This window comes from Pseudoduganella albidiflava (genome assembly GCF_004322755.1).
Classification (GTDB): Bacteria; Pseudomonadota; Gammaproteobacteria; order Burkholderiales; family Burkholderiaceae_D; genus Rugamonas; species Rugamonas albidiflava.
In genome coordinates, this window is sequence record NZ_CP036401.1 from 2263147 (window position 1) to 2286476 (window position 23330).

A 23330-nucleotide genomic window follows, 5' to 3' on the forward strand; every position below is an offset into this window, starting at 1 on the left:
CCGGGAGATTAAGTCTTTGTGGAAATTTTTTGTGCGGCCGGCTGCGCCGCCGGTTCGCTCGCCGTGGCCGGCATCGGTGCCGCGGGCGCGGCCGGCGCCTTGGGGAGCAGCTGGCGCAGGATCGCGTCGGCGATGCCGAAGGCCCGCTGGTTCGCCATCTGGTCGGCCACCATGTTGTCGGCCATGTCCAGCATGTCGCTGTTGATCGAATCCTTGTAGATGCTGTCGTCGCCGGCCAGCTCCTTGGTGGAGCTGCGCATCTGTTTCAGCATGTGGCCAATGAAGAAGCTTTCGAACTTCACCGCCGCTTCGCTGGCCTTCTTCTTGTACGCGGCCGCCGCCGGATCGGTCTCGGCGGGCGCCACGGCCTGCGGCAGCACCGAACTGGCTTCGTTCAGGCCGAGCGCGCCGCCGGCCGGGCCGGCGGCGGCGTTCGTGGATACCAAACGCGAATCCATCAGATCACCACCAGTTCGCCTTCGATGGCGCCGGCCTGGTCGAGTGCCTGCAGGATCGCCATGATGTCGTCCGGCGTGGCGCCCAGGCTGTTCACCGTGTCGACGATGGTCTGCAGCTTGGCGCCCGGCGGCCACTGGAACATCGGGCGGCCGCCCTGGTCCACCGACACGTTCGATTGCGGCGTGACGGCGGTCTGTCCGCCGGACAGCGGGCCCGGCTGGCTGACCTTCGAGCTTTCCGAGATCACCACCTTCAGCGAGCCGTGCGTGACGGCGGCCGCCTTCACGCGCAAGCCCTCGGCGATGACGACGGTGCCGGTGCGCGAGTTGAACACCACGCGCGGATTTTCCTGGCCCGCCTCGATCGCCAGCGCTTCCAGCTTGGCCATGAAGGCGACGCGCTGGGTCGGGTTTTCCGGTGCCACCACGGACACGCTGGTGGCATCCTCGGTGGTGGCGATGCCGCCGAATTTCCGGTTGATCGACTCGACTATGTTGGTGGCCGTCTCGAAGCTGGGGCGCTTGAGCGACAGGCGCACCGCGCCGGCGGTCGAGAAATCGGTGGGGATTTCCCGTTCGATCATCGCGCCGTTGGGAACGCGGCCCGCGGTCGGGGTGTTGACCGTCACGGACGAGCCGCTCTTGCCGGCCGCCGACAGGCCGCCGACCACCACGTTGCCCTGCGCCAGCGCATAGACTTCGTTGTCGGCCGCGCGGAGCGGCGTCAGCAGCAGGGCGCCGCCGCGCAGCGATTTCGCATCGCCCAGCGACGAGACGGTGATGTCGATCGCCTGGCCGCGGCGGTAGCCGGGCGGGAACACCGCCGACACCATCACGGCGGCCACGTTCTTGCTCTTGGCATCGGCGCCGTCGGGCATTTTCACGCCGAACTGCTTGAGCATGTTGACCACCGACTGGCTGGCGAACTTCACCTGGGTGGAGTCGCCGCTGCCGTTCAGGCCCACCACGAGGCCGTAGCCGACCAGCGGGTTTTCACGCACGCCCTCGATCGAGACCAGGTTGCGCAGCGCCTGGGCCGCCTGCGCGGGTACGGCGGCCAGCGCGAGCGCGCCCACGGCCATCAGTGAAGCAAGGAATTTTTTCATCGGTGTCCTCAGAACGGCATCAGGGGGCCGAGGAAGAAGCGCTGCAGCCAGCCCGGCTGGTTGGTGTCGGCCAGCGTGCCCTGCGCCGAGTAGGCGATGCGCGCGTTGGCGATGCGCTGCGACGACACCTGGTTGTTGGCATCGATGTCGGCGGCGCGCAGGTAGCCGCGCAGGCGCAGGAATTCCTCGCCCTGGTTCAGCGTGACACCCTTTTCACCGGCCACTTTCAGCAAGCCGTTCGGCATCACTTCCTGCACGATCACGGTGATCGCGCCGGTCAGCGCATTTTGCTGGGTGGCGGTGGCGTCGCCCTGGAACGAGTGGCCCGCCGACAGGTCGATGCCCGCCTTCGGGAACGTCTTGCCGAGCAGTGCGGGCGGCGTGACGGAAATGCCGGAATCCTTGCCCAGCTTGGTGCCGGCGCTCTTCGAGGCTTGCGTGGTTTCCTGCAGGATCACGGTGACCACGTCGCCGACGCGGAAGGCGCGGCTGTCCGAGGTCAGCGACAGGCCGGCATCGGCGGAGAACACGCCGCCCGACGTACCGCGCGGCGCGGCAGAACGTACCACCTGCGGCGGTTCGTCGAACGGGCCGGGACGCACGGCGGGAGGGGCGAGAGTGGAAGCGCAACCGGCCAGCAGCATCGCGGCCATTGCGCACAGTGGCGCTTTGATCATCAAACGGTACTTTCGTGTCGGTGAAAGAAATCAGCGGGCGGCTTGCGCCAGGTACTGCAGCATGTTGTCGGCGGCCGACAGCACCTTCGTGTTCATTTCATAGGTACGTTGCGCGGCGATCATGTCGACCATTTCCTCGACCACCTGCACGTTCGACGCTTCCAGCGCGCCCTGCTTGATCTTGCCGAACTGGGCATCGCCCGGGCGGCCTTCCGTCGCCGCGCCGGACGAGGCGGTTTCCGAGAACAGGTTTTCGCCCAGCGCCTGCAGGCCGGCCGGATTGATGAAGGTGGTCAGCGTCAGCTGGCCCAGTTCGGTCGGCTGGGTATTTCCGGGGATCGTTGCGGTGACGGTGCCGTTCTCGCCGATCGTGATCGACGTGGCGTTGTTCGGCACGGTGATCTGCGGCACCAGGGGCAGGCCCTGTGCGTTGATCAGCACGCCGTTGGCGTCCAGGCCCAGCTGGCCGGCGCGGGTGAACGCCGCTTCGCCGTTCGGGCGGCGCACCTGCAGGAAACCGTTGCCCATCACGGCCACGTCGTACTGGTTGCTGGTGATCTGGGTGCTGCCGGTGGTGAACACCTTCTGGGTGCCGACGATGTTGGTACCGTTACCCAGCTGCACGCCGGTCGGCGCCAGCGTGTTGTTGTCGGCACGCTGCGCGCCCGGCTGGCCTTCGACCGAGTAGAACAGGTCTTCGAAGACCACGCGGTCCTTCTTGAAGCCGACGGTGTTGGCGTTGGCCAGGTTGTTGGCGATGGCTTGCAGCTTGGCGTCCTGCGCTTGCACGCCGGTCTTGCTGATCCACATTGCTGGATTCATACGATGCTCCTGAGTGTGTTCTGTGTGCCGGGAAACTTTACCCGGTTACGACAATCCGTACGGCAACTTTAGTGCCGCGTGGAAAAACCTGTCGCACGGCAGGCGACGGTGTTGTATGGGGACGTCAAAGCGGTGACAGCCAACAATGCCGTTTGGTTAGCACACATCGAAGTGCATGCATTCACCCCAACGGCGAAGGGCTGGGGTCAGGGAGGAATACTGGCTTGCAGGCCAGTATCGCTACGTCGGCAAGGAGCGATGCTCCTTGAAACCCCGACTACGCCCCGGCGGGGTGAAGCAGGGGTTTCGCGAAGCATGCTTCGCGCCTGCGTAACGGTCCTGGCATGCATGCCAGGACTCCATCCTGACCCCGGCATTTGCACTAGGGGTGGGTTCATCCAAGTCGCATCACTGTCAACGTTTTTCTTGCAGTATCTACGGCCGAGATGCAACGCCGGCAGCGGGCAAAAAATCAGTTGCCGCTGACCAGGCGGTTGCCGGCCTGGGTCATGTCGTCCGCGGCCTTGAACAGTTTCATCTGCACTTCGAACGTCCGGTTCAGGCTCATCGTCGCCACCATCTCTTCGACAGCGGAGACGTTCGAGCCTTCCAGGTGGCCCGGGCGCACGGTGACGGTGTTGTCCGTCATCAGCGGCTGGCCGTCGCGGGACACGATCAGGCCCGCCTCGTTCTTGGTCAGCTCGCTGCCTTCGGCGCGCACCAGTTTCAGCTTGTCGATGACCTGCATCTCGCCGCGGCCGCCCGGGCTCTGGATCGACACGGTACCGTCCTGGCCGATCTCGACCTTGCTGTGGATCGGCAGCGTGATCGGGCCGCCTTCGCCCAGGATCGGCATGCCGTTCACGGTCATGGTGCCATCCTGGTCCAGCGTGATCGCGCCGGCGCGGGTGTAGGCTTCGCCGGTCGGACCTTCGACGGCGAAGTAGCCGGGGCCGGAAATGGCCACGTCCATGTCGCGGCCGGTCGGGCGCAGCGTGCCCTGCTTGGTCGAGATCGCATTGGCCTGCATGGTGGCCATGTGGCGGTCGTCGTAGCCATAGCCGGCCGCCTTTTGCGCGGTGGCCAGTTCCAGGTTGGCCCGGAAGCCACCCGTGTCCATGTTCGCGAGATTGTTGGCGTGTACCTGCTGGCCCCGCAGGGCCCGCTCGGCACCGCTCATCGCGGTATAGATCAGCGCATCCATGTCAGCTCAGCCTTACATTGCCTGCATCAGGGATTGCAGCATCTGGTTCTCGGTGGTGATTACCTTCGAGTTGGCCTGGTAATTACGCTGCGAACCCATCAGGCCCACCAGTTCGGACGTGATGTCCACGTTCGAGCCTTCCAGCGTGGCGGTCGACAGGCTGCCGGCCACGCTCTTGCCCGGGTTGTCCAGGCTGACCGTGCCGACGTCGGCGCCGTTCGCGGTCCAGCTGGTGTCGCTCACCGGGATCAGCGCATCTTCGTTCGAGAAGGTGGCCAGCTTGATCTGGCCGACGGCCTGCTGTTCGCCGTTCGAGTACTTGGCGACTACCTTGCCGTCCGACGCCAGTTCCACGCCGACATACTGGCCGGTCGTGTAGCCATCGGCGATGTTGACCGAGGTGGTCGCTTCGCCCGCCTGGAACGTGGTGCCCACGTAGTCCAGCGTGATGTTCATCTCGGCGGCCGGCGCCGGGTCGTAGGTCATCGCCAGCGTGGTCGGGTCGTTGGTCAGCTTGCCGTCCTGGTCGAAGGTGAGGGTGATGCCGGTGCCGGCCGAAGGCGCCTGGCCGTCGATCAGCGTGTACACGGCAACGCTGTTGGTGGCGTCGTCGGTACGGGCGAAGTACTGGCTCACCGTGTGGCTCTTGCCCTGGCTGTCATACGCCAGCGTGACCTTGGTCATGTTGTAGCTGGCGGGGTCCGGGGCGGCCGGGTCGAAGGCGATGGCCGGCTTCTTCCAGTCGGCCGACAGGTTGGCGGCGAAGTCGATCTCGGTGGTCGGCTTGGCCTTCAGCGTCTGCGTCGGCACCTTGATATCGCCCGGCACGCCGTCCGATTCCACGCCCGGCGTCAGCTGGTTGCCCTGCACGCGGCGGCCGGCGCTGTCGACCAGGAAGTCGGAGCCGTCCTTGGTGAAGATGCCGACGCGGCTGTACACGGTCTCGCCGGAGCCGGTCTTGCTGACGAAGAAGCCGCGGCCATTGATCGAGGCATCCAGCGAGCGGCCGGTGGACAGCACGCCGCCGGACAGGCCGATGTTCTGCGTGGTCGAACCCACCTGCACGCCGGTCGGCTGGCTGCCCGCGTACATCGAGGAGAAGTTGGCGCGCTGCGCCTTGTAGCCGTAGGTGCTGGCGTTGGCGATGTTGTTCGAAATGCTGTTCAGCTGCTCGTTGACGGCCTGGATGCCGGACAGTGCGATATTGAAGCTCATGACGGGTCCTTGTTACAGAGAGGTGGTGGCGGCGCCGGCAGCGGCGACAGCGGTGGAGTTGGATTTACCGTTGAAGGCGGTAATTGCGCTCGGTGCGACTTCGCCCACATTGGCGACGTTCAGCACAATGCTGCCGTTCGAGCCCAGGCGCACACTGTTCAGGCGGCCGGCGATATCGAGCGCCGGCGTTTCGCCCGAGGAAGTGACGACCTGCATCTTGTAATTCCCCGGCGGCAAGCCCATCGCCGTCGGGTCGATCGACACCGGCGACGTGCCCGCGGTCAGCGGGCCCAGTGCCAGTTCGTGGGGGACGCCGTCGGCGCCGGTCAGCACCAGGGTCGTCTTGCTGCTGTTCGAGCCCAGCGTGACCGCGCCGCCGACCTTTGCGCCGTCCAGCTGCACGCTGGTGGCGCTGGCCATCACTTCGGAGCCCACCTGGGCGCCCAGGCCCAGCACCTGCATGCTTTGCAGCACGCTGGCGTTGTTGCTGGTCAGCGAAGCCAGGCTTTGCAGCGCTTCGGTCTGCGACAGCTGGGTCAGCTGTTGGACGAACTGCGCCGGGTCCGACGGGGCCAGCGGATCCTGGTTCTGGATCTGCGCCACCAGCAGCTTGGTGAACATTTCCTGGGTTTCGCTGGTCTTGCCAGCGGCGCTGGTGCCATTGGCGAGCGGGGTAGTGCTCGCGTTCGCCGCGGCTGCGCCGGCGGAATTGGTAAAGAGATTGGTTTCCATGATCAGCTTTCGCCCAGTTTCAGGAGGGATTGCTGCATGCCGCGCAGGCGGCCCAGCACTTCGACATTCGTTTCAAAGGCACGCGAGGCGGACATCATGTCCGTCATTTCGGCGACCTGGTTGACGTTCGGGTAGAACACGATGCCGTCGGCATTGGCCATCGGATTGTCGGGTTCGTACACCTTGCGCAGCGGCTCGGCGCTCTCGACCACGTCGAGCACCTGCACGCGCCCGCCGCTGTCGGCGTTCGGGCCTTCGTTCATGACAGCGGCAAACACGGGCTTGCGGGCCCGGTACGTGTCGTTTTCATTGCCGGACACCGAATCGGCATTGGCCAGGTTCGATGCCACCGTATTCAGGCGCACCGTCTGCGCCGCCATGGCGGAACCGGCGATCTGGGAAATATCCTTGAAACTCATTAGTTCTCCTGCTGGGCTGACAGGGCGGTTATCGACGCGCCCCGAGCTTTCTGAATGACAAACTCGCCATGATGTGCGGAAATATTTTCCCGCCCGGCTTACTGTCCGTTGATCGCCTTGGCCAGGCCGCGCAGCTTCATGTTGACGAAGGTGAGGCTGGTCTGGAAGTCGGTGGCATTCTGCGAGAACGCTGCCTGTTCGACGCCGATCTCGACGGTGTTGCCGTCGGTGCTCGGGTGGAACGGCACGCGGTACAGCGGATCGCTGTCACCCATCAGCGCCAGACCGCCCGCGTCCTGCGAGCGCAGCTGCGCCATCGATGCGGCGAAGTCGATATCCTGGGCCTGGAAGCCCGGCGTGTTTTCGTTGGCGATGTTCGAGGCCAGGACGCGGGTCCGTTCCGCCCGCAGGTGAAGCGCATCGGCGTGGACCCCGGTGGCTTCCTTGAAGTTGATTCCCATTATTTCTCCCTGTGAGACGAGCCGCCCTACATGGCGTGACAGCCCATGTAAAATGGCCGCCGGCTGGCATGAAACATTGCCGGCCGTTTTGATCCAGATCAGGCCCTGCAGAAGGTGTTGCCCATGTTCAACAAACGAATTGTACTCCGGTTTTTCCCTCTGTTGCTCATCGGCACCATCAAGTTTTCGGTGGCAGCACCGGTCACGAGCGAACAACTTGTCGCCCAGGTGCAACAGGCCGCGCAGGAACAGCTGAAAAGACATGCCAGCCTGGCAAATTGGGTGGACGCCCAGTTCACTGTCGAGGTAGTGCGCAATAACCGGCCGATCGGTGCCTGCGCCCAGCCGCCCAGAGTGGAGCCGGCCGATGTGCGGACCCCGGCGCGCATGCGCTTCGTGGCAATCTGTCCAGACCAGGGTGGCTGGCGTTATGAATTCGTCACCCGCGCGAAGATTTCAGCGAAGGTGGCCGTTGCGGCAACGGACTTGCCAACAGGGAAAACCCTGTCGCCAGAAGATGTGTTGCTCGAGCGCCACGATATCAGCGGCATGCCCGACAGTTTCTCCGATCTGACGATGGTGCAGGACCTGGCCACGCGCCGCACCATCCGCGCCGGCGACGTGCTGCGGCAAAACATGCTGGTCGCCCCCACGCTGGTCAAGCGCGGCGACGCGGTCCGCATCGTGGCGAAACGCGAAGGCATCGAGGTCAGCATGGCCGGCGAGGCGCTGGACGGCGGCGGGCGCGGCACCTCGATTCGGGTGAAGAACGCCAGCGGTGTCACGATCCGGGCCCGGGTGACGGACATCGGCCAGGTCGAGCCCGCTGAGTGACTGCGGAGTACAGCTTAAGTTCCCCTTGAAATCCGGTCACTTGGGCCGGCATCAAGGGCCGCGCCGGTTGCGGTCGACCCTGCCGCATGGCCTGCTAAGTTGAATGCGTATGCCGTAGCGATCGCAGCCGCGGTTCCGGCATGCACACCAACGGGGACCATGCCATGAACGACCTGATGAAAACGCTGCGACAGCGATGCTTCGCCGCCGCAGCCATCGCTGCCTTTGCACTGAATGCCCACGCCGCCATCGGCAGCGCGAGTGCCGCCGACGTGACGCTCGACGGCGCACCTGCCGATGCGTTCGCCTACCAGGATGGCTGGAACCCCCATGCCGGTCCGATGGGCGACACCAGCGGCTTCGGCACCGCCTTCGACGCCTTCGGCACGGGCGATTTCACGCTGCTGGCCAAGTACGAGGACTCCGGTTTTCCGGATACGAGTCCGCTGACGTTCACTTTCGCCCAGGCACCTGGCGGGACCAGCGGCACCTGGTCCGTCACCAATACCGGCAGCGACATCATCACGCTCGACCTGGTATTCGCGATCCACGCCGGCAACCAGGGCGGTGCCTGGCTGTTCGACGACCAGGTCATCAATCCCGGCGCCACCGAAACGCTGCCCGGCACGTGGCAGATCCTGTGGACCGTGGGAAATAACGGCTCGAATCCCGCATTCTCGAACCTGACGCTGTTCGAACGCGACAGGGTGACGACGCCGGTGCCGGAACCGGGCACGTACACGATGCTGCTGGCTGGCCTGGTGGTGACGGGCGTGGCGATGCGCCGGAGGAACAGGGCGCACTGAGCGGCGCGGACGGCGGCCCGGGCGGTCCGCCAGGCGGAGACGGGCGGCTGCCCTGAGCTGCAACGGCGGGGTGGCCGGGAAAACCAGAAGTCAACGTCTGAAAGGGTTTCGATATGGCACTCTCTGTGCCCGGGCTACCAATGGATATTGAGCAGGTAGAACTTTTTATCCAATAAAACAAGGACTTGGACGACAACAAACGTCAAATAATGTACTTTATTTCAATGTTTCCCTGTTAGACTTCAACTGTCTGCCTCGCCTGGCATTCCGTCGTCGGCGCTTCCGGCAATAACAAGTGGGGAAAAAATGAAACTTCTAGTTCAAAAACTGGCTGCCGCATCGGCCATCCTGGCCTTTGCATTCAATGCGCACGCCGCGATCGGCAGCGCCAGCGCGGCGGATGTCACGCTCGACGGCCAGGCCGCCGACGCGTTCGCCTACGAGGCCGGCTGGAATCCGCATGCAGGGCCGAACGGCGATACCAGCGGCTTCGGCACGGCGTTCGACGGCACCGGCACGGAAAGCTTTTCGCTGCTGGACAAATACGACCATGACGAAGGCTTTGCCAATCTCGGTCCGCTGACGTTCACGTTCTCCGAAACCACCGGCAACAATGGCCTGTGGACGGTCACCAACACGAGCGCCACGTCGAACATCACGCTCGACCTCGTGTTCGCCATCCACGCCGGCAACCAGGGCGGCGCCTGGCTGTTCGATAACCAGACCGTGCTGGCCGGCCAGACCTTGCAGGGCGACTGGGAAATCCTCTGGACCGTTGGCCAGGGCCAGGGCAACTCGCCCGACTTCTCCAACCTGACCCTGTTCTCGCGCGACGTGGTCACGACGCCGGTACCGGAGCCGGGCACCTATGCGATGCTGCTGGCCGGCCTGGCTGTCACGGCCGTGGTGCGCCGCCGCCGCAAGAGCTGATTGGTCGACGGGCGTGAAAAAGGGGGCGGGCCCATCATGGGACCGCCCCCTTTTTTCATCGCCGCGCGCTGCAATGGCGCGTCACGCCAACAATATCGTCAACAACCAGGCCAACAATCAGGCCATCAATAGTCCGTGCGCGCGATGCGCGAGGCCAGTTTCGACAGTTTCTGCACATAGGCCGGGTCGGTGGCATAACCGCCGCGCGCCAGTCCGCTGGCGAACGCATGCGCGTCATCGCCGGCGTTGAGGGCTTTCTGGTAGCGCGGGTTGGACGCCAGCAGGTCGGCATAGTCGCGGAACGCGCTGGCCTGGTCCGGGTAGCTGCGGAATTTCTCCACTTTCTTCACGGGCGTGCCGTGCTCGTACTCGGTGGTGACGTTGGCCGCCACGTCGCCCTGCCATCCGCTGCCGGCCTTGATGCCGAACAGGTTGTTGCTGTCGGCGGTACCGTTGCGCAGCGGGCGCTGGCCCCAGCCGGACTCGAGCGCGGCGTGGGCCGCCACGATATCCGGCGACACACCGAGCCTGGCCGCGGCGACTTCCGCATGCGGCCGGATGGTTGCCAGGAATTGCTGCTGGGCGTCGCCATCGATGCCGTTGCCATCGACCGCGCCGCTGACCGCGCCGTTACCCAATTCGGTGCCGCCGAGCGCCTGGGCCGCCAGCCTGGCGCGCAGCGCGGCGCCGTCGGCCGACAGCGGGGTGTCCGGGCTGTCGAAGGACATCCCGCCGCCCTGCGCGATGAAGGTCGCCACGTCGGCCTGCACGGCCTGGAACGCCGGCGAAAAGCCGGTACTGCCGCCGCCGCCGGCAAACGCGGACGGCAGGGCAGGGCGTGCCGAGGTCATGTTCGACACGGTGGCCGCGGTGGCCTGGGTGGGCATGGTCGGGAACGTCATCAGGCGGGTTCGTACGTCTGGTTATCGCCATGCAGCACGCGCTGCATGATCGTGAACTGTTCGGCGAGCAGGTCGCCATTGCGCTTGCTGGCCGCCTTGGCCGCCAGCACCATCTGTTCCAGCGCGCTCCAGTCGGCTTCCAGCCGGGCGCGCGGTTCCGGGCGCAGCAGGGTGAACACCTGCGCCATCGACGCGCTTGCCCCTGTCAGCCGCGTGGCGAACTCAACGCGTTCCGCGCGCCGGCTTTCCAGCGTGTCGACCAGCGTGCCGATCTCGGCCGCGAGCTGGCCCAGCCGTTCCTGCTGGTGGCGGATGGCCGCATCGAACTGCTGCTCCAGCAGGTCGAGCAGGGTGCGGTACGCCGCCATGTCGTCGGCCACGCCCTGCAGCAATTGCGTCATCGCCGCCTGGCGGGTCGTGCCGGTCGTGCCCACCGTGGCATTCACTGCTGCCGTCACGTCACTGGCCCCCGTGGAAACGCTGGATCATGCCGGCCAGCTTGCCGGCGTTGAATGGCAGCTCGCCCTTGGCGAGCGCGTCGCGCAACATCGCCACCTTGGCATGGTCGAAGTCGGGCATCTCCTTCATCGCCTGCATGGCGGGCTGGAGCACGGAAGACTGCAGCGGCGCGCTGGCCGCCGGGGCGGCTGCCTTGGGCGCCTCCGCCGGGGCCGTGTCGGTAACGGTCTGTACCGGCATCACGCCCGGGGTTCCACTGGAAATTCGCATACGTTGACCTCTTGACTTGGTTTCGATCGCCATGTCCGTTAACCTCCCGCCGGCTGCATCTTGCTGCGCAGCTGCTTCAACTCGGCGGCATCGGGCAGTTCCGTCTCGACGCCCGGAGCGACCGCTTCGGTGTTGCCCGGCATGCCGAACATGCCGGCAATCGCATTGGCCTGGCTGCTCGTCAGGATCAGCAGCTCGATGCGGCGGTTGACCCCGGCCCTGGCATGTTTCGTATTGAGGGGAGCACGGTCGGCCATGCCGACCACCTGCAGCACGCTGTCGGCCGGCATGCTGCCGGCAAGCAGTTGAGCGCGCGCGGACATGGCGCGGTTCGACGACAGGTTCCAGTTGGAGAACGCGGCGTGGCTGGTATCTTCGTATTGTAACGAATCCGTGTGGCCGACGATCAGCATCTGGTTCTTCATGCGTGCAAACAAGGGTCCCATTTTACGCAAAAGCGACTGGAACTTGCCGGTGGGCACTGCACTACCGCGCACAAACATGCCTTGCTTGTCGGTATCGTGCAACATGACACGAAGACCATACGGCGTAATCACCGATTCCAGGTTGCTTTTCAGGCCAGCATCCTGGCTCATCTGCTGCAGCGCCTTGGCCAGCAGGGCCAGGTCGTCGCGCGTCTCGTAAGCCACCTTTTCCGGCGCCTGTTGCGGATTCTGCTGGGTACTCTGTTCTTCGCGGCCTTCCACGTCGGAGTTGCCGGTACGCGGCATCGGGAAACGCTCGATCAGGCTGCCGCGCGGGCCGCCCACGGCTTCCGGCATCACGCCCTTGCCCTGGTCGGTCCGGTTGCCATCGGACTGCGTAAGGATCTGCTCCAGGCTCTCGGTATTGCGCGCCGCCATCAGCCACAGCACCAGGAACAGGCACATCAGGGCCAGGCAGAAGTCCGCGAACGCCACCTTCCATGCGCCGCCGTGATCGTCGTGCGCATGCTTGCCGCCGCTGCGCTTGACGATCGTGGTTTCATGGTGTTTCTCATGCGGCTTTTGCACGGCCGCCTCCACTTTCGCCACTTTCCATCGCGTTGATCCAGCTTTCCAGCTGGGCAAAGCTCGGCTTGGTATTCAGCTGCACCAGGCGCCGGCCGGCGTCGATCGCCAGGAGCGGTGGTTTGCCGGATACGTGCGTGACCAGCACCACCTTCACCGATTCCAGCGCGCCGGCTTCCTCGCTGACCAGCTGCTTGAGCATGTTGCAGATCGGGTCGATCAAGCCATAGCACAGGAAAATGCCGATAAAGGTACCGACCATCGCCGCGCCGACCTTTTCGGCGATCTCGCCGGACGAGGCGCCGCCGCCCACGGTACCCATGGTGATCACGATGCCCAGCACGGCGGCCAGAATGCCGAAGCCCGGCATGGCTTCGCCGATCTTGCCCAGCGACTTGGCCGGCTGCGTCAGCTCTTCGTGGATCAGTTCCAGTTCCTGCTCCAGCACGCCTTCCAGCTCGTGCGCGTTGATCTTGCCCATGGCCATCAGGCGGAAGTTGTCGACGATGAACGCCAGCAGCTTCTGCTCTTCCAGCACGGAAGGGTAGCGCTGGAAGATCGCGCTGTCCTTCGGTGCCTCGACGTGCGCATCCAGCGCCTTCAGGCCGCCAGCGGCCAGTTGCAGCAGTTCGTACATCAGCAGCAGCAACTGGCGCTGGAATTCGGAGTCGTATTTCTTGCGCACGATGATCTTCTTCAGCTGGTGCGCCAGCTCGTGCAGGATGTGGCCGGGATTGCCCAGCACCAGCGCGCCAGCGCCGGCACCGGCGATCACCAGGATCTCGATCGGGTGCCAGATGGCGGCGAAGGTGCCGCCCATCAGGATGTAGCCGCCGAAGACGCTGCCGAAAATAATGATAAGGCCGACAATTTGCTGCATGGTGAATTCCTTTATCTGTGCCGGCGGGTCAACCCTGCAGCACGGCTTTCATCTTGTTCAGGGCCGCCTTGTTCAGCTGGCACACGCGCGCATCCGTCAATTCCAGCACGGCGGCGATTTCCTTGTAGCTGAGCTCGAACTCGTAGTACATCTGCACCACGCGCTGCTCGCGTTCATTCAAGCCGTTCAGGGCCTGTTCCAGGCTGCGCCGGACCATCAGCTGCTCTTCCGGGCTGGGCGCGCTGCCGGCACTGCCTTCGGCGGCGCCTTCCTGCAGCAGGTCGTCGAAGCTGGCCATCACCTCGGCATTTTCATCGAGCTGGTACGCCATGTACTCGTCGGCCGTGATGCCCAGGCCGGCAATGGCTTCCTGCTCGCTGGGCTCGCGGCCCAGCTTGCGGGTGAGAGCGCGCACGCCGTCGCGCAATTTGTGGCTTTGCTGGCGCACCGCGCGGGGACGCCAGTCCTGCCGGCGCAGCTCGTCCAGGATCGCGCCGCGGATGCGCAGGCTGGCGAAGCTGCCGAACGCGGCATCCGGTTCGCCGTAGCGGCGCAGTGCCTCGAGCAGGCCCATCAGGCCGATCTGCTCCATGTCTTCGCGGTCGATCGCGCCGCCCACCTGCGAGTTCAGCTGGCGCACGATCTTCTTCACCAGCGGCGCATACGACATCAGGTGTTTCTGCTCGGCCGCCGGCGACAGCGCCTGCGCGGCCGCGCGGACTTCGTAGGTTTCGCCATAGCTTTCGCCATAGCCATCGGCATAGCCGCCGCCGTAATTCCCGGCGGAGGATTCGGTTGCTGCATATACCATATCGGCCCCTTACTCCAGGATCAGCTTGCCGATCATGACTTCCTTGAACGGCTGCTCGCGCTCGTCTTTCTCGTATTCGGCCTCGAACGCCTTGTTCAGCGCTTCGGCGAACTCGTCGATTGTCATCGCCTGCGCCTTGTCCATCGGCAGTCCCGACAGCGTGCGCACCGCCACGCTGCGCAGCAGCGGCAGGTGTTCCTTGGCTTCCTTTTCCAGCTTGACCGGGGTGGCCACCACGAGGTCGGCCGACAGGTAATGCGGCACGGCTTCGTTCGGCGAGCGGCGCAGCATGACGATGACCTTGTCGACGGTCAGGTACTTGAGCGGACCGACTTCTTCCTCGTCTTCCTTCTTTTTCTTCTTCTTGGCGGTCTTGTCCTCGGCGTGGGCAGCCTCGGCGGCATCGGCCTTGGGCGCCAGGAACCACACGGCCGCGCCGGCACCGCCGCCGCAGACCAGTGCGACGCCAAGGATGATCATGATGAGTTTCTTGTTCATTTAACGCTTACTCCCGCAGCATCGCGAAGGTGGTGTTGGTATCGTTGCCCTCGTTCAGCGCGCGGCCTGGACCGCGCTGTTCACGCTGCTGTTCTGCTTCCCGCTCGGGCTGGCGGCCGCGGCCTTCGCTGTCTGCCAGCGAGCGCGATGAAGCTTGCGAGACCGTCACGGCCACATCGCCTTGCTGGCGTTGCGACAAATCCTGGCGCATCGAATCGCCCACCGCGTTCAGCTGGCGCACGACTTCGCTGTTGGTGGCCGACATGCTGACATGCAGCGCACCGGCGGTCTGGCGGATCGAGATCTCGATGCTGCCCAGATTGGGCGGCTCAAGGCGTATAACGGCTTGATCGTTCCCTTTCTGAAGGGTAACTTGCAAACGATCGCCGAGCGCGGCGCGCAGCGGTTGCTGCCACTGCTCCGGCGTGCCCGCCAGCCGGACCGTATCGGCGGGCGCGGCGGTGCCGGTCGCAGGGGCCGTCGCGGCCATTACGCCGCGGAACGTTGCCTGGCTGTCACCCTGGGGCTGGCCGGAGTGACCTTCAGCGCCGGGCTGGGCCGAACTGTCCTGCGCGGCCAGCACGGTGGCCGGCGCAACGCCGGCGGCCGGCGTGGCGTTGCCATGTGCAGTCGCCACGGCGGGCATCGCCACGGCATTGCGCGCGGCAGCACTGTCGCGATCGGCTGCGGCGGCGAAGCGGAACGGCATGGCATTGATGCGCAACGACATCGCGTCGCCGGTCGCCAGCCGCGCCTGCGCAGCCTGGGGCGCCGCGACGGCGGCAGCGGCGGCGGTGATCGCGTCAGCGGTAGCCTGGCGCGCACTGTCCGCGCCGGCTGCCGGCAGCGTGACGCCGGCGGCCTGGCCAGGGATCGCGCCGCTCAGGGCGATACCGCGGGCCTGCACCAGTGCGCTGTCGGGCAAGGTCGCGCCCGCGACCGGCGCGGTGGCCGACCCGGCCGGCGCGATGGCGCGCTCCTGGCCGGCCAGCGCATCGGTGCCATTGGCCACCAGGGCCAGGTTGACCGCCATGGCCGCAGCCTGTGCGGGCAGGGCGAATGGCAGTGCCGGCATCATCGCCGCCAGCGGCGCTTCCGCGGAGGCCTGCTCGGCCGGCACGTCGGTGGCGCTGGCCTCCGAGGCAGGCTCGCCGGCGCCGTCAGCGGTCGCGGCCGTGCCGGCGGGAATCGCCAGTGCGGCCACGTCGAACAGCTGGGCGAACATCATCGGCAGGCCGGCCTCTTCGGGCGTGCCGGTCGGCACGCCTTCCAGCGTGGCAGGCGTTGCAGCAGAAGCGGCGTCGCCCGAAATAATGGCAGACTGCGCGCCATGCGCCGCGGCCGCGCCACCCGGCGCGGAAGGGATAGTCATCATCATGCTTGGTTTCCGGCAAAGTCATTGTCGAGGGCATAGGCCAGCCAGCCCTCTTTATGGGTATTCATCTGTTGCAGTTGCTTGCCCAGGTCCGCGCTGGCCGCGCCGACCTTTTGTACCGCCTGCCGATGCTGCTCGCGCAGCGCGGCCAGCGCGGCACGCTCGGCGGGCGACCACGGGCCCTGGGCCGCCATCGCCGGCAGGGCCGCCGACAGCTGGGTGTTCAGTGCAGCCAGCGCCTTCCATTCGGCGGCGGCGGCCGCCGCGGCGACATCCTGCGCCAGGCGCTGCAGTTGCTGTAGCCTAGCCATGCTTGGCCTGCACGCCGAGCCAGCCCTGCTTGATGGTCGACAGCAGGCCGACCACTTCATCGATGATGGCGGGATCGAGATCGATGCCGGCACGGTACAGCCGCGCCGCGCAATAGTCATAAAGACGGCCCAGGTTGGCGACGACTTCGCCGCCATTGTCGAAGTCCAGCGAGCTGGACAGGCCGTTGATGATTTGCGTGCACTTGTCGAGACTGACTGCCTTCTGTTCGTAGCGCCGGCCGGCGATATGGCCGCGCGCGCGCGCCAGCTCTTCCAGCAGGCCGTCGGTCAGCACGAGCACCAGTTCGACCGGTGAAGCGCGCGCGGTCTGCGCGTCGAGGTTGGTCGCGTGGTATTCGCCGTAGGCATCGAGATTCATCATGTAGTCACCATTGAGATTTGACGCGGCGTCAATCGTCGTTCGAGAACATCGCGTCGAACATAGAGGTATTGCTATCCATCTGCGCCTGCAGTGTCTGCAGCGTCGTGAACTGGTTCAGGTAGCGGATGTAAGCGGATTCGTATTGCGTGTCGAGCCGGGACTGGCGTTCGAGCAGCGATTCCTGCAGCTGCGAATTGACGTCGCTGCGTTTCGAGATCTGGCCTGAGGTGATATCGGTCCAGCCGCCCAGCAGCTTGTCCAGTTCGCCCATCACGCCGCTCTGCGTACCGATGCCGTTGTTGCCCATGATCTGGTCGAGCGCGCCCGGATTGGCGGCCAGCGCCTTGGTCAGGCGACCGGAGTCCAGCGACAGCGTGCCATCGCGGTTGCCGGTGATGCCGAAATTGACCATCGACAGGCCGCCCGACTGCTGGCGCAGCACCGACTGCATGCGTGTCTGCAATGCCTGCAAGCCGGCATCGGCGTGGAACACGCCAGCCGACGTGCCATCCTTCACGCTGCCGGCGTCGGTCAGCGATTTCAGCGTGGTGACGAGCTTGTTCCAGCCATCCACGAAGCCTTGCAGGTTGGCCGTCGTGGCGGCCGTGTCGGTGGCCACCGTGAGGCTGACCGGACTTTCACCCGGCGCCTGCGCCTTGGTGAACGTCATCGACACGCCGTCGACCACGGTGAAGGTATTCGAGGGCTGCTCGATGCGCGTGCCGGTACCCTGTTCACCCAGGTAGATCACGGCATCGCGGGCCACCGTCAGGTCGGTGCGGTTGGCGGGATCGGCCAGCGCGTCCTGCAGCGCGCCGGCGGGCAGGCCGCTGCCGTCGATCGATACCGTGTTGGCGGCGCCCGTCTCGGTCGAGGCCAGCACCAGCTGCTGCACGCCGCCGATCGTCATCGTCGAGGCGGTCACCTTCGAGGTATTGCCGGCGGCGCCATTGATGGCCGTCGCCAATTCCTTGATCGACAGGACGCCGTCACCGCTCGTGTCCGCCTGGGTCAGGTCGACCGGGAAGGTCGTGCCGCCCACGCTGATGTTGATGGTGCCGGTCTCGCTCATCGGCGTGGTATCGGAGAGGTTGCTGTACTGCGCCTGGTTGGCCGTGGCCAGCTGCTCGACATAGAACGAGTAGGTGCCGGCGGTGGCCGAGATGCCGGCCGTGGCCGTACCGACGGGCGAGCTGAACGTGGCGGACGTGGCCAGCACCGTCTTCTTCATCGACAGGGTCGACATCGCGCCTTCGAACGTCGACATCGCCGACTTCAGCGACGTCAGCGCCTTGTCGGTGGCCGTGGCCACGTCGTTCTGGGTCGTCAGGATGGACTGGCGGGCCTGGATGGACAGCGTCGCCAGCTGGGTGGCGGTGCTCTTCGGATCGTAGGTAGGTGCGGTCGTTGCCATTTTAGTGCTCCGAGGAAATTATTGAGAGTGTACCTTGGGGAAAGGCGACAGAAAGCCTTCCCTCATGAAATTTATTTCCGTACGGATCTATTTGCCTTATTTTTGGGAACGAAGCCACACTTGCGTTGCCAGGTCGTCATGCACTTTACGTTCCTGCACGGCGCCCTTGCTGGCCAGCGCCTTTTCATTCTTTTCCAGCACCTGGCCCAGCACTTCGCATTTCACATAGGCCTGGTTCAGCGCGCGCTGCGACACCGCCATGTCGGCCTCGTGCATCGTGAGGTCGAGCCGGTGGCTGTCGGCCATCGCCAGCACGGCCTGCTTGTAGTTGCCGCAGTTGGCGGCCAGCGCCAGCGGCAGGCTGCCGGAGGCGCCGCTGTTGGTGGCCAGGCTGTGCAGGCGCTCCAGGTTTTTCTTGTAGCGCTCGGCGGTGGCGACCTTCTCGGCTTGCGCCGCCTGCAGCTTTTCCAGCTGGGTATTGCGCAGGGCAACCAGCGAGGTCAGGTTCTGGATCAGCAGGCGGTCGCTCATTTCATCAGTCTTTCAAGTCCTTCGACGCAGCCGGTGTACGGCGCGTCTTCCTTGGTGCCCTGGCACAGGAAGTTTTCGATGTGGGGATTCAGCTGCACTGCGCGGTCCGTCACCGGATCGGCGCCGGGTACATAGGCGCCCAGCGGGATCAGGTCGCGCACGCGGTCGTGCTTGGCCATGGCCGCCTTCAGCGACCGCGCGGCCAGCATGTGTTCCTTGCTGATGATGCCGTTCATGCAGCGGCTGATCGACTGGCCCACGTCGATCGCCGGGTAGTGGCCGCGCTCGGCCAGCGAGCGCGTCAGCACGATGTGGCCGTCCAGGATGGCCCGCGCCGTGTCGACGATCGGGTCCTGCTGGTCGTCGCCTTCCGCCAGCACCGTGTAGATGGCGCTCATCGAGCCGTGCTCGTGTTCGCCGTTGCCGGCCGATTCCACCAGCTGCGGCAGGTTCGAGAACACCGAGGGCGGATAACCCTTGGTGGCCGGCGGTTCGCCCAGCGCCAGCGCGACTTCGCGCAGCGCCATCGCGTAGCGGGTCAGCGAATCGACCAGCAGCAGCACGTTCTTGCCCTGGTCGCGGTAGTGCGCCGCGATCGTATGGCACAGCTCGGTCGCCATCACGCGCATCATCGGCGATTCATCGGCCGGCGCGATCACCAGCACGGCTTTCTTGAGGCCTTCCGCGCCCAGCGACAAGTCGATGAACTCGCGCACTTCGCGCGAGCGCTCGCCGATCAGGCCCACCACCACCACGTCGGCCACGGTCTGGCGCGTCATGATCCCCAGCAGCACCGACTTGCCCACGCCGGAGCCGGCCATCAGGCCCACGCGCTGGCCCTTGCCCAGCGTGAGCATGGAATTGATGGCCCGCACGCCCACGTCGAGCGGTTCGTGCACGGGCTTCTTGCGCAGCGGGTTGACGCGCGGCGGATGCATGTCCAGCTCGTGCTCGCCGGTCAGCTTGCCCATGCCGTCGATCGGCTCGCCCAGGCCGTTGACCATGCGGCCCAGCCAGGCCTGGCCGATCTTCAGCGTGGCCTTCTCCTGCTGGGGCAGCACGCGGGCGCCCGTCTGCAGGCCGGTGGCCTTCTTGAACGGCATCAGGTACGACACCTTGTCGCGGAAGCCCACCACCTGGGCATCCAGCCACTGGCCGTCCACCGTTTCGATGCGGGCGCGCTGCCCCGTGTGCAGGGGGCAGCCGACCGCCTCCAGCAACAGGCCGGAGGCACCGACCAGCCGCCCGGTGGGCGTGGCCATCGGTACGGCATCCAGTTCCAGCTTGCGCAGCGCGTCTGCAATCATTCGTCGTTCTCTTCTTCATCGCCGCCATCGGCGGCCTGCAACTGTTTGTCCACCTGGTCCATCACGGCGGCCAGGCGCTGGGTGCAGCCGGCATCGACTTCGTTGTCGCCGGCGCGGATGCGGCATTCGCCCGGGTCCAGGCTGGCATCGGCGATCAGGTTCCACTTCTTGGCGCGCTTCGGGTCCAGTTCCGATACCCGCTTCAGTTCTTCCGGGTTCAGGTAGACGTCGATGTCTTCGCGGGTCGGCGGCATCGATGCCAGCGTCTCGTCGACCAGCGCCATGATCTGCACCGGCTGCAGCGCCAGCTCGGCGCGGATCACCGAACGGGCCACCTTGGCCACCAGGTCCACCACTTCCTTGCGCTGCGCGGCGCGATAGTCGCTGCGCAGTTTCTTCAGGCTTTTCAGCATCGCATCGATGGGGCGGGCCAGGTCGTCCATCGCCACCGCGGTCTCGGCGCGGCCTTCCTCGCGGCCCTGGGCGATGCCCTGCACGCGGCCGGCTTCGAAACCTTCTTCCTGGCCGCGCTGCAGCCCGATCTCGTAGCCGTCGCGCTGGCCCTGTTCGAATCCCTCGCTGATCGATGCCTGCCATGCGGCCGGATCGGGCGTTGCCGTGCCGTCACCACGCGCCGCGGGCGGCGTGTGGTGCGACAGCGGCGGGAAGCGATAAGGGCGGAACTGCTTCATTCGACCACCGTCTCGGCGAACAGCTGTACCTCGACTTCGCCGGCATCGGCCAGGGCCTTGACGGTGGCCATGATTTCCGAGCGGGCCGCCTCGATGCGCGACATCGGCACCGGGCCGGCGCGGCGCATCATGTCCTCGAATGCCTGCGCCTGGCGCTTCGGCATGGTCTTCAGCACGGCGTCGCGGATCGACGGCTCGGCGCCCTTCAGGGCGATCGACCATTGCTCCAGCGGCACTTCCTCGATGAGGCGGGTCAGCACCGCTTCGGTCTGCGTCGCCAGGATCAGGAAGTCGTACATCGACAGTTCGATCTGCTCGACGATCGACGGATCGTGCGCACGCAGCAGTTCCACGACCTGCGCGCGGTTGCCCGGCAGGCGGTTCAGGATCTCGGCCACCTGCTTGACGCCTTCGATGCTGGTGCTCTGCATGTCGAACGAGGCCAGGCAGCGGTCCACCAGTTCATCCAGCTCGGCCAGCAGGTCGCGGTCGATCTCGTCCAGGCGTGCCAGGCTCAGCAGCACCAGGTCGCGGCCTTCGACAGGCAGGCCGTCGATGATCTGGCCGGCCAGCGCGGGCGGCAGGAAGGCCAGGAACACGGCCTGGATGCGCACGTGCTCGTTGGCGATGTAGTCGGCCAGCCACTTCGGCGATGCCCACTGCAGGCGCGCCATCTTCGGGCGCAGTTCGTCGCCGTAGATATTGTTCAGCACGGTGTTGGCGATGTCGCCGCCCAGCGCCAGGTCCAGCGAGCGCTTCAGGTACTGGCGCGAGGCGCCGTGCACGCCGGACTGCTGGCGGTAGTCGTCGAAGAAGGTCTGGATCGCGCCCTTGACGGATTCGACCTTGATGCCGCTCATGCGCGACATGACTTGCGTGACTTCCAGCAGTTCCTCGCGGGACAGGCAGCGCAGCACGGCCGCCGCCTGTTCCTCGCCGATCGACAGCAGCACGATGGCAGCCTGCTCGACGGGGGAAAGGGTCGCACCTTCGGCAGGTGCCAGATCGTTCAGATTCGCGTTCATGTTATTGAGCTCGGCCATTTTTCTGCATCCACTGTTTGACGACTTCCGCAACACGCTCCGGCTCTTTCTCGGCCAGAACCTTCAGGTGATCGACCATCACGTCGACCGGCGAACCGGCGGGCGGCAGGTCGTAGTTCTCCAGCAGCGGCTGGACGGCGATCGCGCCGGCTTCGCCTGCCGGGATCACGGCGCCGCCAGCCAGGTCCGCGGCCAGCGCGGCCGGGGTGGCGCTGCTTGCCGGAAGTGCTTCCACCGTGCCCGGCAGGGCATTCGCTTCGCCGGCCCGGCGTTCGCCGCCGGTGCGGGTGCCGATCGCGGTCGGTACCGGGGTGGCCGGTGCCAGGCTGTTCGTCAGCAGCTTCAGCAGCGGACGCAGGATCAGGAAGTAACCCAGCAGCGCGGCCAGCGCGTAGCTGATCCAGCCACCGATGTCGACGATGTTGTCGCGTTCTTCCCACCACTGCACCGGAGCCGCCTTGGCCGGGAAGCGCATCGCCGACACCACCAGCGTATCGCCACGTTCTTCATTGATGCCCAGGCCGTTGCGCAGCACCTTGTCGATATTGCTCAGCTCGGCGGCGCTCCAGCCCGTTTTCGGGTCGGCGGCGGCGGACTGGGCCAGCACGATCGCCACGTTCTGGCGTTCCAGGCGGCCACGGGCACGTTTCGTCTGCACGATACTGCGATCGTAGGCGTACTGGCGCGTGGTTGCATTCTTGCGGGCCGAGCCATCCGGCTGCTGGGCCGGGGCGCCGGCGGCGGCGGGATCGGCGCCTGGCGCTGCCGGGGCGGCTTCGGCCGGCGGGCGGTTCGACAGCGTGCCCGGTACACCCATCACCATGCGGTTGCGGTCCTGCTCTTCGCGCATCGCTTCGCTGGTGACCTTCGGCGCTTCGCCGAACTTCTCGACCGTTTCCTCGACCTTGTCGTTGTCCACCGTGGCGGTGACGCTGACCTTGAAGTTGTCGTCGCCGACGATCGGGCCCAGCAGGCCGCGGATGTTGTTCTTGATGCCGTCCTGGATGTTCTTCTGGCCTTCGTTGCCGGCGGCGTTCGCGTCGAAACCGTCGGACAGGTCGACATGCGAGCTCAGCAGGTTACCGGCCTGGTCGACCAGGCTGACGCGGGTCGGGTCCAGGCTGGCGACCGAACCGGCCACCATGTTGACCACGGCGGCGATGTGTTCCGGCGACAGCGTGCGGCCCGGCTTCAGGCCGATCACGACGGCGGCGGACGACTTTTCACCGTCCGACGACACGAACGAGGTCGACTTGGCGATCGACAGGTGGACCCGGGCCGAGGCGATCGCATCGAGCGTCATGATGCTCTGCGACAGTTCGCCTTCCAGGCCGCGGCGGAAGCGCACGTCCTGCACGAACTGCGACACGCCCAGCGGATCGTTCTTGTCCATCAGCTCCAGGCCGGCCGGCAGCTGCGCGGTGACGCCTTTCGACGCCAGCAGCATGCGCACCTTGCCCAGTTCCGATTCCGGCACCAGCACCTGGCCGCTGTCCGGGTGGATGCGGTAGGCGATCTGCTCGGCATCGAGCACGGTCATCATGTCGGCCGCGACGACTTTTTCGCGGGCGCCGAAGACGGCCTTGTAGCCGGACTGGTCCTTCCAGAGGAACATCAGCACGATGGCGGTCACGCCGACAGCCAGCATCAGCATCGGGTACAGGTTCTTGACGAGGGCAGGGGGCATGGCGGTGGCGCCATTGCCGCGCCAGCGCCCATAAGCGGACTTAAGGGTGTTGATCACGTCGGGTCTTTCGCGGTGAAGGGTGCTGCGGAGAAAG

Annotated in this window: 28 protein-coding genes; 3 read left to right on the forward strand and 25 right to left on the reverse strand. The window is 65.7% G+C overall.

The window, feature by feature from the left end:
* Positions 1 to 8: 8 nt before the first annotated feature.
* From EYF70_RS09505 to flgB, 9 genes are all read right to left on the reverse strand, one after another.
* On the reverse strand, positions 9 to 458 hold the full coding sequence (locus EYF70_RS09505) for a rod-binding protein (protein ID WP_131145183.1): 450 nt from the start codon (positions 456 to 458) through the stop codon (positions 9 to 11).
* Positions 458 to 1564 carry a flagellar basal body P-ring protein FlgI gene (locus EYF70_RS09510; protein ID WP_131145184.1) on the reverse strand — a complete coding sequence of 369 codons (1107 nt, stop codon included), beginning with the start codon at positions 1562 to 1564 and terminating at the stop codon, positions 458 to 460. The genes EYF70_RS09505 and EYF70_RS09510 overlap by 1 nt, the downstream gene beginning before the upstream one ends.
* Positions 1565 to 1572: 8 nt before the next feature.
* The gene (flgH, locus tag EYF70_RS09515) at positions 1573 to 2241 is read right to left on the reverse strand and encodes a flagellar basal body L-ring protein FlgH (protein ID WP_131145185.1); all 669 of its coding nucleotides are present in this window, start codon (positions 2239 to 2241) and stop codon (positions 1573 to 1575) included.
* Positions 2242 to 2271: 30 nt separating this feature from the next.
* Complete coding sequence (gene flgG / locus EYF70_RS09520; protein WP_174800394.1) at positions 2272 to 3063, reverse strand: flagellar basal-body rod protein FlgG; 792 nt, start codon at positions 3061 to 3063, stop codon at positions 2272 to 2274.
* 472 nt (positions 3064 to 3535) lie between these two features.
* Positions 3536 to 4267, reverse strand: a complete 732-nt coding sequence (locus EYF70_RS09525) for a flagellar basal body rod protein FlgF (RefSeq protein WP_131145186.1) — start codon at positions 4265 to 4267, stop codon at positions 3536 to 3538.
* A gap of 12 nt (positions 4268 to 4279) precedes the next feature.
* A complete protein-coding gene (locus EYF70_RS09530) occupies positions 4280 to 5482 on the reverse strand; it encodes a flagellar hook protein FlgE (protein WP_131145187.1) in 1203 nt (400 codons plus the stop codon).
* Positions 5483 to 5494: 12 nt separating this feature from the next.
* The gene (locus EYF70_RS09535) at positions 5495 to 6214 is read right to left on the reverse strand and encodes a flagellar hook capping FlgD N-terminal domain-containing protein (protein WP_131145188.1); all 720 of its coding nucleotides are present in this window, start codon (positions 6212 to 6214) and stop codon (positions 5495 to 5497) included.
* Between the two features lie 2 nt (positions 6215 to 6216).
* A complete protein-coding gene (flgC, locus tag EYF70_RS09540) occupies positions 6217 to 6633 on the reverse strand; it encodes a flagellar basal body rod protein FlgC (RefSeq protein WP_131145189.1) in 417 nt (138 codons plus the stop codon).
* 98 nt (positions 6634 to 6731) lie between these two features.
* Positions 6732 to 7094, reverse strand: coding sequence for a flagellar basal body rod protein FlgB (gene flgB / locus EYF70_RS09545; RefSeq protein ID WP_131145190.1), 363 nt, complete (start codon positions 7092 to 7094; stop codon positions 6732 to 6734).
* Positions 7095 to 7217: 123 nt separating this feature from the next.
* Between flgB and flgA the strand changes: the two genes are divergently transcribed.
* From flgA to EYF70_RS09560, 3 genes are all read left to right on the forward strand, one after another.
* Entirely contained in the window at positions 7218 to 7928 is a 711-nt protein-coding gene (gene flgA, locus EYF70_RS09550; RefSeq protein WP_131145191.1) for a flagellar basal body P-ring formation chaperone FlgA, read from the forward strand.
* 164 nt (positions 7929 to 8092) lie between these two features.
* Positions 8093 to 8734: a PEP-CTERM sorting domain-containing protein gene (locus EYF70_RS09555; protein ID WP_165497605.1), complete on the forward strand. Its 642-nt coding sequence runs from the start codon at positions 8093 to 8095 to the stop codon at positions 8732 to 8734.
* A gap of 306 nt (positions 8735 to 9040) precedes the next feature.
* A complete protein-coding gene (locus tag EYF70_RS09560; protein WP_131145193.1) occupies positions 9041 to 9664 on the forward strand; it encodes a PEP-CTERM sorting domain-containing protein in 624 nt (207 codons plus the stop codon).
* A 125-nt stretch (positions 9665 to 9789) separates the two neighbouring features.
* On the opposite strand, the gene EYF70_RS09565 is transcribed toward EYF70_RS09560, so the two are convergent.
* From EYF70_RS09565 to fliF, 16 genes are all read right to left on the reverse strand, one after another.
* Positions 9790 to 10566: a glycoside hydrolase family 73 protein gene (locus EYF70_RS09565; RefSeq protein ID WP_229420783.1), complete on the reverse strand. Its 777-nt coding sequence runs from the start codon at positions 10564 to 10566 to the stop codon at positions 9790 to 9792.
* Positions 10566 to 11024, reverse strand: coding sequence for a flagellar export chaperone FlgN (gene flgN, locus EYF70_RS09570; RefSeq protein WP_229420784.1), 459 nt, complete (start codon positions 11022 to 11024; stop codon positions 10566 to 10568). The genes EYF70_RS09565 and flgN overlap by 1 nt, the downstream gene beginning before the upstream one ends.
* A 1-nt stretch (position 11025) precedes the next feature.
* Complete coding sequence (flgM, locus tag EYF70_RS09575; protein WP_229420785.1) at positions 11026 to 11295, reverse strand: flagellar biosynthesis anti-sigma factor FlgM; 270 nt, start codon at positions 11293 to 11295, stop codon at positions 11026 to 11028.
* Positions 11296 to 11333: 38 nt separating this feature from the next.
* Positions 11334 to 12308: a flagellar motor protein MotB gene (locus EYF70_RS09580; protein ID WP_131145195.1), complete on the reverse strand. Its 975-nt coding sequence runs from the start codon at positions 12306 to 12308 to the stop codon at positions 11334 to 11336.
* Complete coding sequence (gene motA, locus EYF70_RS09585; protein WP_131145196.1) at positions 12292 to 13185, reverse strand: flagellar motor stator protein MotA; 894 nt, start codon at positions 13183 to 13185, stop codon at positions 12292 to 12294. Before motA ends, EYF70_RS09580 begins: the two co-directional genes overlap by 17 nt.
* Before the next feature lie 28 nt (positions 13186 to 13213).
* Positions 13214 to 13996 (reverse strand): FliA/WhiG family RNA polymerase sigma factor, encoded by a 783-nt coding sequence (locus EYF70_RS09590; RefSeq protein WP_131145197.1) that lies wholly within the window; start codon positions 13994 to 13996, stop codon positions 13214 to 13216.
* A 9-nt stretch (positions 13997 to 14005) separates the two neighbouring features.
* Positions 14006 to 14494 (reverse strand): flagellar basal body-associated FliL family protein, encoded by a 489-nt coding sequence (locus EYF70_RS09595; RefSeq protein WP_131145198.1) that lies wholly within the window; start codon positions 14492 to 14494, stop codon positions 14006 to 14008.
* 7 nt (positions 14495 to 14501) lie between these two features.
* The gene (locus EYF70_RS09600; RefSeq protein WP_131145199.1) at positions 14502 to 15872 is read right to left on the reverse strand and encodes a flagellar hook-length control protein FliK; all 1371 of its coding nucleotides are present in this window, start codon (positions 15870 to 15872) and stop codon (positions 14502 to 14504) included.
* Positions 15869 to 16180 (reverse strand): hypothetical protein, encoded by a 312-nt coding sequence (locus EYF70_RS09605; protein WP_131145200.1) that lies wholly within the window; start codon positions 16178 to 16180, stop codon positions 15869 to 15871. The genes EYF70_RS09600 and EYF70_RS09605 overlap by 4 nt, the downstream gene beginning before the upstream one ends.
* Positions 16173 to 16562: a flagellar export chaperone FliS gene (gene fliS, locus EYF70_RS09610; protein ID WP_131145201.1), complete on the reverse strand. Its 390-nt coding sequence runs from the start codon at positions 16560 to 16562 to the stop codon at positions 16173 to 16175. The genes EYF70_RS09605 and fliS overlap by 8 nt, the downstream gene beginning before the upstream one ends.
* A gap of 28 nt (positions 16563 to 16590) precedes the next feature.
* Positions 16591 to 17976 (reverse strand): flagellar filament capping protein FliD, encoded by a 1386-nt coding sequence (gene fliD / locus EYF70_RS09615; protein WP_131145202.1) that lies wholly within the window; start codon positions 17974 to 17976, stop codon positions 16591 to 16593.
* Positions 17977 to 18072: 96 nt separating this feature from the next.
* Entirely contained in the window at positions 18073 to 18507 is a 435-nt protein-coding gene (locus EYF70_RS09620) for a flagellar FliJ family protein (RefSeq protein ID WP_131145203.1), read from the reverse strand.
* Entirely contained in the window at positions 18504 to 19814 is a 1311-nt protein-coding gene (fliI, locus tag EYF70_RS09625; RefSeq protein ID WP_131145204.1) for a flagellar protein export ATPase FliI, read from the reverse strand. Before fliI ends, EYF70_RS09620 begins: the two co-directional genes overlap by 4 nt.
* Complete coding sequence (gene fliH / locus EYF70_RS09630) at positions 19811 to 20506, reverse strand: flagellar assembly protein FliH (protein ID WP_131145205.1); 696 nt, start codon at positions 20504 to 20506, stop codon at positions 19811 to 19813. Before fliH ends, fliI begins: the two co-directional genes overlap by 4 nt.
* The gene (locus EYF70_RS09635) at positions 20503 to 21549 is read right to left on the reverse strand and encodes a flagellar motor switch protein FliG (RefSeq protein ID WP_131145206.1); all 1047 of its coding nucleotides are present in this window, start codon (positions 21547 to 21549) and stop codon (positions 20503 to 20505) included. The genes fliH and EYF70_RS09635 overlap by 4 nt, the downstream gene beginning before the upstream one ends.
* The gene (gene fliF, locus EYF70_RS09640; RefSeq protein WP_131145207.1) at positions 21533 to 23293 is read right to left on the reverse strand and encodes a flagellar basal-body MS-ring/collar protein FliF; all 1761 of its coding nucleotides are present in this window, start codon (positions 23291 to 23293) and stop codon (positions 21533 to 21535) included. The genes EYF70_RS09635 and fliF overlap by 17 nt, the downstream gene beginning before the upstream one ends.
* Between the last annotated feature and the right edge of the window lie 37 nt (positions 23294 to 23330).